This is a genomic window from Megasphaera sp. NM10, from assembly GCF_000417505.1.
Classification (GTDB): Bacteria; Bacillota; Negativicutes; order Veillonellales; family Megasphaeraceae; genus Megasphaera; species Megasphaera intestinihominis.
Genome location: NZ_APHY01000097.1, coordinates 1 through 9,731 on the forward strand (window position 1 = coordinate 1; position 9,731 = coordinate 9,731).

Sequence of the window (9,731 nt, forward strand, 5' to 3'; positions counted from 1 at the left end):
TTGCTGTTTAAGTTTCMKCCTGAAATCAGGATAGCCGTTATTCTCAAAGGGCTGTCCAAAAGCCCTTTACACAGTCCCTCGAAATCGAAGTTCTGCTTACTTTTACGAAGTATATTGGCGGCGCCGTTGATGTCGGCATTAGCCGTCCTGCCGTTGGCGAAGCGGTACAGGCCGCGCCGGATTCGTTTCCCGCTGAACGTTCCTGCATAGGGTGTATCCGGCTGGTATACGGGAATAGCATCCAAATCCAGGCAGCTGGCCTGAGAGGTATAGGACTCTTCCTGTTCCAGATAGGTTATCCCGTAGCGTTCACACAGGTGTTTCAAGTTACTACGCAAATAGCTCAGGCTGATTTGGGTGAAATGTTGATTCGTCACTTTGCCCAGTTTTAGTCCTCGTTTGAAATCTCGATTATAACCGCAAACAAGGGTCCCTATCTGATGGTCAATGCAGAAATTAACAATGTAACGAGCTGTCTTGCGAAGGATGTCCTGCATCCGGAAATTGCGTTTCTTCGCTAACTGACAGAGCTGGTTCGTCGTCTTCTGGCCCTGCTTGGCAGCAATGCTTTGGAGTCTGGCTTTGCGTTTGTTCCAATACTGGTTGATAGATTTGAGTTTACGACCGTCCATAAGGAACGACGTCCCCGTATTGGTAACGCAGGCGGCCAGATTGTCCAGGCCCAAGTCAATAGCCAGGACACGGTCTGGCGAGGTTTTCACCGGTTCTGGGTCCTGTAAGTAGCAATACTGAATCTTGAAATACCGTCCGCCATACATGGGACAGATGCGAACTTCCTGAATCGTCTTATCCTTCAGTCTGTCGGGAACAGGAATCCGAATCCGATGGCCATTATGGCGTTTCATATATTCACGGCTCATCGGCACGGTTAAGAAGCCATTCTTAATGGTAATAGCGTTCGTTGACAAGATGAGATTGAAGAGACCGCCTTTTTTCACGATAGTATGGCAGGCGAACAGCCTTTGAACCATAGTCACCGGACTTGACTTTCTGCAAAAGCCCAAAAAAAGAACGAAAAACTGCGGTCGGCCATCTTCAATATCTGCTGAGCAACACCGGCCTGCAACAAGCCATAGTTTTCATTTCCCTTGCAAATGGGGTAATTTTCTTCGTACCGCAAGAATTGCTGGGTGTCGAAGTAATGCTGCCGAATCGTATAGACTGCTACATTATACAGGTTATTGCTGTATTGGCACATTTCCCGGAGCATCGTATACTCTTGTTTCGACAAGCCGCGGATGATATTCGATTGCGTCAAGTACATCTAGGATTCACCTCCTCTGTTATCTACCATTATACCGTAGCCGAGGTGAAAAGGCTAAGACAGAAATAACATAGGGTGGATTTCGCAGGCATCGAACCTGCGAAATCCATCGCCATTCATCCCCTACCTAAGAGGAAGGAGTCTTCTGGCGAAACTGTGATAAAGTTTCCCCACAATTATTTTACACCATCTATCTTGTGCAGGAAAATCCAGCTCCCCAGGCTGAGGAAAATGACACCCATGACCGTCAGGGCCGTCAGGTTATGGCTCAGCGTGGCCAGATGGCCGGACAGGAAGAGTTCGCGGACGGCGTTGGACATCCAGGCCATGGGAAAGGCCTGGGCGACGACCTGGGTCACTGGTCCATGGCTTCCAGGGGCCACGTATAGCCGCCGAAGATGAAGGCCGGCACGGTGTACATGATGGACGCCCGGACGAACTGCAATTCGTTGTGGAAAAGGGACGACGCGAAGAGGCCCAGGGACACGGCGGCAAAAGAAAAGGCCGACGCAAGGGTCAAGAGGGCCGTGACCGATGCCCGGTCGGGAATCCCCAAGCCGTAAGAAATGACGCAGACCAGGGCAAAGGACAAGACGGACAGCAGCCAGTACACGGCGACCTTGACAACCAGGACGGCCGCCTTCGGTGCGCCTTTCAGGCCTTCTGTATCCTTGAAATCGCCTTGCACGGCGGCGCCGACAGCCAGGAAGATGCCCTGCTGCATGGCCGCCATGGCCAGGCCGACCATGAAGAACATCATGTAACTCTGGGTCGGGTTATTGAGGACGCGCAGTGTCGTCTCTACCGGTGAGATGCGCTTCTTCAGCATCTGTTCATCGCCGCTGGTCCGCAATGCCGCCTGCCGGGCGGCAAAGCGCGTATTGAAGGTATTGACGATGTCGTTGCCAGCCGTCGTGGCGATATTGGTCGTAATGATATTGGCCCCGTTGAGCATGAACAGGACTTTAGCGCTGCGGCCGTTGAGGATATCGTGAGAAAAATCGGCCGGAATGATGACGGCGGCGTAGACCTCTTTCCGGCGCAGCATGTCCCGTGCCTCCCCTTCATCGGCGACGACGCGGACCAGCCCCAGCCGTTCGTCATCATCGACCTGGCGGGTCAAAAGGCGGCTGTAGGCCGTATGTTCCTCATCGCAGACGACCGTCGGTATCTCCTTGACGACGCCGGGATAATAGAGGATGCCGAAGAGAATCAGGTAGGCCGTAGCGGCGCCAAAGAGAAAGATAGCCCGCCGGGCATCGTGGAGAAAGGCATTGGCCAGTTCCCGTCGTATCAATGCAATAAATCCCATTATGACCGCGCTCCTTTCCGCTTACGCGCAATAGCCCCTGCCGCTATTTCCAGGAACGTCTTCATGCCGTAGCGGCGGCGCAGGGCAAAGATAGCCGTTCCCAGGACAAAGGCCCCGGCCCCCATGAGCAGCAGCTGCAGGGACTGGGAAACCAGCGCCGGCGCATAACCGGCCAATAAGATATCGCGGACGCTGTCGGCAGCATGGCGCATGGGAAAAATCTGGGCAATGGCGGCAGCGACGTCGCTCATGTAGAAATCAGGCCAGCTCAGGCCGCTGTACAAGAGGCCCGGCATGATATAGAGCAAGGGCATTTCGATGGACATGACTGCATCCGGACTGAGCACGGCAAAGAGGACCATAATGCTGGCGACGGCCAGGCAGAAAGCCGTTATCATGACGGCCAGGGCGGCCAGGGAACCCTGTACGGGGACGGCGAAGCTGTAGTATAAGAATCCCAGGGAGAGGAAAAAAGAAGGAACCGCCATGACCAGTACACAGAGCACCTTGGCGCCCAGGATCAGCCACGACGGGATGGACTTCTCGTAACCATGATACCGGAACTCCCTGGCGATGAGGGGGCACAAGACGAGCATAATGGCAATCTGCAGGCCATTCATGGTCAGACCGGCCAGCATGAACGGCGTATAGCCGGCCGTCGGATTGTTGACGATGCGGATGCCCAGGCGGACGGGGTAAGCCATATTCATGGCCGCTGCCGGCAGCTGGTTGCCCGCTTCCAGGAGTTTGGCCGCAATGCCGACGAACAAGGTCTTGTTGATTTCACTGGCTGCCGTCAGGGCGGCGTTGCCGAACATGTTATTGGCCGAGTTGACCGTCAGCATGAGCGGCACGGGATTGCCCAGCTTGACCTGTTTGGACAAATCCTCCGGGATGTACAGGCCGACCAGGGCCTTGCCGCTGTTCAAATCATCGACCATATCTTCCGACCGCGTCACCTGGTCGACGAGCTGGAACTTTTCAGCATCGCTGTAAGCCTGGACGATGGTCCGGCTGACGACGGACTGCTCTTCGTCGCAGATGACCAGGGGGATCCGTTCGACCGAGTTCTGATAGTAAATGATACCAAAGGCCAGGGTAAAGGCCAGGGGCAGCAGGAAGAGGATCGCCGCGACGGGAAAGCGCCCCTGCCAGAGCCAGTGCCATTCCTGCTTCAAGACGTGCCATACTTTCATGTCAGTCACCTGCCATATACTGGAAACGCATGCCCGGCCGCAGGGCATCGCTGTTGACCTGGACCTTGACGTTGAAACTGATGATATCCGTATCGTTGCCGCGTTCGCTCGTCGCCCGCTGGGTGGCGAATTCCGATTTCTGGCTGATATCGGTGATGGTCCCCTGGACGCGGGTGACGCCGTCACGGGCCTGCATGGTCAGGACCTGGCCGAGATGGAAGTCTTTGAGCTTCGTTTCCGGAATCTTGAAGTCGACCCAGTTGTCGTTCGGGTCCTGCAGGGCGACCAGCGGCGTCCCCAGGGAAATCATGGAACCTTCTTCGATGTATTTAGCCGTAATGATGCCGTCGAAAGGGGCCTTGATTTCTGTTTCATCCAGGGATACTTCGATCTGCTGCAGCCGGGCCTGAGCCGCTTCCAGTTTCTTCTGGGCCGCATCGGTAGCCGCTAAGTTGGCATCGGTCTGCAAGAGGCCGGCCTGGGCCGACGATACGCTGGACTGGGCCTGGCTGTACGCCGACTGGGCAACTTCGTACTTGGTCTTATAGGCATCGAAGACGGATTTGGAAATAGCTCCTTGGGCATAGAGTTCCTGGTAACGGTTGAAATCCTTTTCTGCCAGGTCCAGATTGGACTGGGCCGAATCGAGGCCAGCCGAAGCCGTATCGACTTGGGACTTGGACGTACTGTCCTGGAGGTCCGTGACGACGCCGGACTGGCGCACCTGGGCCTGGAGGGCCTTGATATTGGCTTCGGCCTGGGCCTTCTGGGCCAGGAGGTCGCGCTGGTCGATGTAGGCGATGATGTCGCCCTGCTTGACCGTATCCCCTTCCTTGACGCGGAGCTGGACGACACGGCCGGTGACTTTGGAGTTGATGTCGATTTCCTTGGCATCGGCCCGGCCCCACAATTCATCTGACGCTGCTTCCTTCTGCAAACTGCAGCCGCTGGCCAGGCAGACAACGGCCAGGGCCAGGAGCAAGCCGGCAGCCCATTTCTTTTTTTCTATGAACATGATGAGTTCCCCCTTTTGTTTGTTGAACATGTTCAAATCTTGAGCAAAAAAGGCTGCCCCATGAAGCCCCAAAATAGCCTCATGCGGCAATCCTTTACAGAAAGCCGTCCTATCGCCGGTGGATCATCTCATCGGCAATGGCTTCGATTTCCGGCAGGCGCTGTTCGAGCTGAGCCAGGACGTCATGGCTCTCAGCAGCCGAAATGCCCAGCAGCTGCAAAGCCGTATCCAGGACCAGGGCGGCGTACTTTTGGCTGTCCATGGGCTGGCTGAAGTCGAACTGGACGATGTAGCCGCGCATGGCCCCTTTGATGAGCAGGGAGCGCAGGAAAATATCCTCCTTCGATAATCCCAGGGAATCGCCGAAGATGCGGCCCGTCATATCGGCCAGATGGTCCGTGATCTTTTCAAACGTCAAGGGCGTCGTATAGCCTTCATAATAGGTTTCGCGGACGAGCTGGTTCATGGCCACGGCTTCAAATTCGATGAGGCACAGGGCGGCGTAGCGGAAGGCCGGCGACTCCTGCCTGAAATGGGCTGCAATCAAATCGGTACACTGCCGCAGCAGCTCCATGACCAGGGACTGGAAGATATCTTCTTTATTCTTGAAGAAATAATAGATGCTCCCTGTGAGGACGCCCGATTTCTCGACGATCTGACGGATCGTCGTCTTTTTATACCCCTGCTGGACAAAGAGCTCCTTCGCCGCAGCCAGGATGCGCTGACGGACTTCGTCTTTATCTTTTTCCATAAAAACACCTTCTTGAACATGTTCAACTATTTTATCTTTAGTGTACCTGTTCTCGAAATCCTTGTCAAGACTACAGCGTCACGTTATATATCCATTAATCGCATAAACGATTTACTTCCATGCAGAATATCCATTTGTCAGAGAAGGATTCATCCTTTATAATGTAAGGGTATGAGTTTTTTTAGATTTTATTTATCAATTCAATTCAATGAAAAAAAGGTTGTGATTTTGCATGGAAGAAACTCAACAGCAGCAGGGACTGCGCCGCAGCCTGAAAGCCCGCCACATGAACATGATCGCCATCGGCGGCGCTATCGGCACGGGCCTGTTCGTCGCCGGCGGTGAAACGGTCAGCTCTGCCGGTCCGGGCGGTGCCCTCGTCGCCTATGCCCTCATCGGTATCATGGTTTATTTCCTCATGACAGGCCTCGGCGAAATGGCGTCGTACCTGCCGGTCAGCGGTTCTTTTGAAACCTACGCCAACCGCTACGTCGATAAATCCCTGGGCTTTGCCCTGGGCTGGAACTACTGGTTCAACTGGGCCATCACGGTAGCAGCCGAACTCGTCGCCGGCGCCCTGATCATGAAATACTGGTTCCCTGACGTACCGGCTGCCATCTGGAGCGGCCTGTTCCTCATTATCCTCTTCGTCCTCAACTACTTGTCGACCCGGTCCTATGGCGAAAGCGAATTCATCTTCGCCGGCATCAAGGTCCTGACGGTCCTGGTCTTCCTCTTTGCCGGGACATTGCTCATCCTGGGCCTCGGGCCGGAACCGTCGCCGGGCTTTACCAACTGGACCATCGGCGATGCGCCCTTCGTCGGCGGCTTCACGGCCATGCTGGGCATCTTCATGGTCGCCGGCTTCTCCTTCCAGGGGACGGAAATGATCGGCATCGCCGCCGGTGAAAGTGAAGATCCGGAAAAGAACGTGCCCCGCGCCGTCCACTCCATCTTCTGGCGTATCCTCATCTTCTATTTAGGCGCCTTTACGGTCATCGGCTTCCTCATCCCCTACACGGACCCGAATCTGCTCAATACGAACATCGAAAACATTTCCATCAGCCCGTTCACGCTGGTCTTTGAACGCTTCGGCCTGGCCGCAGCCGCTTCCATCATGAACGCCGTCATTTTGACCGCCGTCCTGTCGGCAGGCAACTCGGGCCTCTACGTCTCGACGCGTATGCTCTACGCCATGGCCGAAACGGGACAGGCCCCGAAATGCTTCCTCAAACTGAACAAGCGCGGCGTCCCGTCGTATGCCCTGTTCGCAACGGTCGTCTTCGGCATGGCCGCCTTCCTGACGTCCCTCATCGGCGAAGGCAAAGCCTATGACTGGCTGGTCAACATCAGCGGCATGGCCGGTTTCATCACCTGGATCGGCATCGCCATCTGCCACTTCCGCTTCCGCCGGGCCTATATCGCCCAGGGCAAAGACCTGAAAGACCTGCCCTATAAGGCTACGTGGTTCCCCTTCGGCCCCCTCCTGGCCCTGATCATGTGCATCATCGTCACGGCAGGCCAGAACTACTCGGCCTTCACAGGCGCAGAAATCGACTGGTACGGTGCCAGTGTCGCCTACATCGGCATCCCCGTCTTCCTGGCCGTCTTCTTCTATCACAAACTCAAACATAAGACTCACCTCATTCCCTTGAAAGAGGTCGACCTTTCCCGCGATAAGTAGGAAAAAGGCGCTGTCCCATGAAGACAGCGCCTTTTTGAGTTTTAAGTTTGCAGTTTGTAGTTTGTAGTGAAGTTTTTTAACCATCTTCTACAAACTACAAACTCAGTACTACAAACTATATTTTATGGTTAAACCTTAAACTTAAACGTTTATTGCGTTTATTTCAAAAAATATTATGTTTCATCCTTGACTTTATTAAGTGATGATGCTATCATAGCACCATCAACTGATAAACGTCATAAACGCGACGACGCAAAATAGTACGTCTGAGTCTATCGTTTCCAGAGAGCTGCCGGCTGGTGTGAGGCAGCGGCGATGCCGGACCGAACTCATTGCCGAGCGGAGAGGCTGAATGGAGTAGGCCGATACGGGAACTCCCGTTACAGAGCGTGGATATCGCCATGAGCCGTATCCGAGAGTGCATCCCCAGGGATGAAACAGAGTGGTACCGCGGAAGGATCATACAACGCCTTTCGTCTCTTAATGCTTCGAGCAGAGAGACGAAAGGCGTTTTCGTTTCTCTCCATGGTTCTTAAAAGGAGGAAAATCTTATGGCTAATATTTCATCGATCAAAGCCGCTTCACTGAGCATGTGTTTTTCCGTCGGTGCCGTCTTATTCAGTTCCCACGCTGGCGGCGGTTTCGCTACGGGCAACCAGGAAAATGTCTACTTCGTCAGCCTCGGCTGGCTCGGTCCGATTACGGCCATCATCACTATGCTGCTGTTCACGCTGACCATCAAGGAAGCCATGAACATGTACAATTCCCGTCATCTCACCAGTTACCGTCAATTATTCCAGAACTTATACAGCCCCTTCAAGGGCATCGAATACCTGTTTGAAGCCTTCTTCTACATCATGGTCTTAATGGCCGTATCGGCTACGATTTCCGGTGCCGCCTCAGCCATCAACGCCCAGACGGGCCTCAACTATTACACCGGCATCGGCGTCGTCGGCGCCATCATCTTCTTCCTGACCATCTTCGGCGCCGGCCTGGTACGCCGGGCGACGACCTACATGGGTATCGCCATCCTGGCCATGGTCATCATGATTTTCTCCGTCGGCATCTATATGGGCGGCTCCATCGAAGGGACGCAGTTCTTCACGGCCGCCATGGCCCAGGACTTTGCCGCCAACGGCTTCAGCAAACTGCCGACGGCCATTCTCCACACCTTCACCTATTCCGGTTTCCAGTGCGTCGTCATCCCGACGATGATCGTCGTCGGCACACCGCTGGTCACCCGTAAGAACTGCGCTACGTCCATGTGGTTCTCCTTCGCCATGAACGCCATCGCCCTGACCTTAGCCGTCTGCATGCTCTTAGGCTGGACCGGCATCTATGGCAAATCGCCCTTACCGACCCTGACCAGCTGCAAAGCCATGGGCATGTCCTGGCTGACCATCGCCTACAGCGCCTTCTTACTGCTGTGCCTCATCTCGACAGGCGTCACGACGGTCTTCGGCTTCACAGCCCGCTTCTCGGAAACGAAGTGCCTGAAGAAAGTAAGCCATAACGCCGTCACCCGTTCGGCCATCGTCACCTTGTTCATCATCATCGCCTCTATGACCGTCTCCGTCGCCGGCCTGACCAACATCATCAAATATGGCTACGGCTATTGCGGTTACTTAGCCATCGCCATCATCATCGTCCCCTTCCTGACCATCGGCTATTACAAAAACAAACGCTACGCTTCGGATAGCGAATACCGCGCCCGCATCGACGCCATGAACGAAAACCCCGAAGCTGCCCAGGCATTCCAGCCCACAGCCGAAGTCGCAGGACATTAGGAAAAAGGCGCTGTCCCATGAAGACAGCGCCTTTTTAAGTGGCTAGTGGCTAGCGGCTAGCGGCTAGCAGATGGTTTTAAATTTAAAGCTCTCCAGACCGAGCCGCAGCCGCCCATACAATCCCAAGCCATGGTTCGTAGGGGCGCCACGTGGGGCGCCCGCTCCAGTCTATGTACGATTGCCAGCCCAGTTTGCCCGGGGAATCATCAAACTGTCTAACAGAACATACAACAACAAACAAAAAATAAGCTGTCGCACAATTTTTTTTTAATACGACAGCTTATTTTTCGAGAAGATAACTGTATAAAAATTGTTGAATTCAATGATCTTGAAAACACCTTTTCATATCTACTTCCGTAAGCGTAGACAAATCCTGTGGAAGTGTTTCTAATCCCATCAAGCGGTTAGCCTGCAAAGCCACTGCTTTTTCAAAAATATTGCGGATAGTTCGGGCATTACCAAACGTATCATCTTTATTTTCTATCAGTTTAGCAATGTGCTCCTTCAACAAGGTTTTGCGATAAGGTAAAATATATTTCGCAAATTCAATTTCATAAAAAATAGACATAGTCTATTGCCGCTAGTACAATTAAGTTACCACACAAAATTCGTAAGGAGGCAATAGACCATGTCTGGTAATATTATACAACTTAATGAGGATCTTATAAAGAATAATTTAAAGGATCTTGTACGCAACCTGA

10 protein-coding genes and 1 other annotated feature are annotated in these 9,731 nt (G+C 53.7%); of the genes, 2 read left to right on the plus strand and 8 right to left on the minus strand.

The window, feature by feature from the left end; genetic code table 11:
- The 7 genes from NM10_RS13680 to NM10_RS12140 all read right to left on the minus strand — a co-directional run.
- The coding region (locus NM10_RS13680) for an RNA-guided endonuclease InsQ/TnpB family protein (RefSeq protein WP_239639742.1) at positions 1-959 on the minus strand (959 nt) is incomplete at its 3' end.
- A 35-nt stretch (positions 960-994) separates the two neighbouring features.
- Positions 995-1,285, minus strand: a complete 291-nt coding sequence (locus tag NM10_RS13685; RefSeq protein ID WP_239639743.1) for a hypothetical protein — start codon at positions 1,283-1,285, stop codon at positions 995-997.
- A 176-nt stretch (positions 1,286-1,461) separates the two neighbouring features.
- Complete coding sequence (locus NM10_RS12120) at positions 1,462-1,644, minus strand: hypothetical protein (RefSeq protein WP_020311834.1); 183 nt, start codon at positions 1,642-1,644, stop codon at positions 1,462-1,464.
- On the minus strand, positions 1,641-2,597 hold the full coding sequence (locus NM10_RS12125) for an ABC transporter permease (RefSeq protein WP_020311835.1): 957 nt from the start codon (positions 2,595-2,597) through the stop codon (positions 1,641-1,643). The genes NM10_RS12120 and NM10_RS12125 overlap by 4 nt, the downstream gene beginning before the upstream one ends.
- Positions 2,597-3,793: an ABC transporter permease gene (locus NM10_RS12130; protein WP_020311836.1), complete on the minus strand. Its 1,197-nt coding sequence runs from the start codon at positions 3,791-3,793 to the stop codon at positions 2,597-2,599. The genes NM10_RS12125 and NM10_RS12130 overlap by 1 nt, the downstream gene beginning before the upstream one ends.
- 1 nt (position 3,794) lies before the next feature.
- On the minus strand, positions 3,795-4,808 hold the full coding sequence (locus NM10_RS12135; RefSeq protein WP_020311837.1) for an HlyD family secretion protein: 1,014 nt from the start codon (positions 4,806-4,808) through the stop codon (positions 3,795-3,797).
- 109 nt (positions 4,809-4,917) lie between these two features.
- Positions 4,918-5,559, minus strand: a complete 642-nt coding sequence (locus NM10_RS12140) for a TetR/AcrR family transcriptional regulator (RefSeq protein ID WP_020311838.1) — start codon at positions 5,557-5,559, stop codon at positions 4,918-4,920.
- Positions 5,560-5,791: 232 nt separating this feature from the next.
- On the opposite strand from NM10_RS12140, the gene NM10_RS12145 reads away from it, so the two are divergent.
- Both NM10_RS12145 and NM10_RS12150 read left to right on the plus strand, forming a co-directional pair.
- Entirely contained in the window at positions 5,792-7,243 is a 1,452-nt protein-coding gene (locus tag NM10_RS12145; RefSeq protein ID WP_020311839.1) for an amino acid permease, read from the plus strand.
- A 238-nt stretch (positions 7,244-7,481) separates the two neighbouring features.
- Positions 7,482-7,727, plus strand: a binding site (T-box leader).
- Between the two features lie 67 nt (positions 7,728-7,794).
- Positions 7,795-9,030, plus strand: a complete 1,236-nt coding sequence (locus tag NM10_RS12150) for a YkvI family membrane protein (protein WP_020311840.1) — start codon at positions 7,795-7,797, stop codon at positions 9,028-9,030.
- A gap of 319 nt (positions 9,031-9,349) precedes the next feature.
- On the opposite strand, the gene NM10_RS12155 is transcribed toward NM10_RS12150, so the two are convergent.
- Positions 9,350-9,598 carry an ATPase gene (locus NM10_RS12155; protein ID WP_020311841.1) on the minus strand — a complete coding sequence of 83 codons (249 nt, stop codon included), beginning with the start codon at positions 9,596-9,598 and terminating at the stop codon, positions 9,350-9,352.
- Positions 9,599-9,731 lie beyond the last annotated feature (133 nt).

Bases quoted from the DNA above. Each gene is read 5' to 3' on its own strand.
- NM10_RS12150 (WP_020311840.1), top strand. From the start codon at position 7,795: ATGGCTAATATTTCATCGATCAAAGCCGCTTCACTGAGCATGTGTTTT.
- NM10_RS12125 (WP_020311835.1), bottom strand. From the start codon at position 2,597: ATGGGATTTATTGCATTGATACGACGGGAACTGGCCAATGCCTTTCTC.
- NM10_RS12130 (WP_020311836.1), bottom strand. From the start codon at position 3,793: ATGAAAGTATGGCACGTCTTGAAGCAGGAATGGCACTGGCTCTGGCAG.
- NM10_RS12155 (WP_020311841.1), bottom strand. From the start codon at position 9,598: ATGTCTATTTTTTATGAAATTGAATTTGCGAAATATATTTTACCTTAT.
- NM10_RS13685 (WP_239639743.1), bottom strand. From the start codon at position 1,285: ATGTACTTGACGCAATCGAATATCATCCGCGGCTTGTCGAAACAAGAG.
- NM10_RS12145 (WP_020311839.1), top strand. From the start codon at position 5,792: ATGGAAGAAACTCAACAGCAGCAGGGACTGCGCCGCAGCCTGAAAGCC.
- NM10_RS12140 (WP_020311838.1), bottom strand. From the start codon at position 5,559: ATGGAAAAAGATAAAGACGAAGTCCGTCAGCGCATCCTGGCTGCGGCG.
- NM10_RS12135 (WP_020311837.1), bottom strand. From the start codon at position 4,808: ATGTTCATAGAAAAAAAGAAATGGGCTGCCGGCTTGCTCCTGGCCCTG.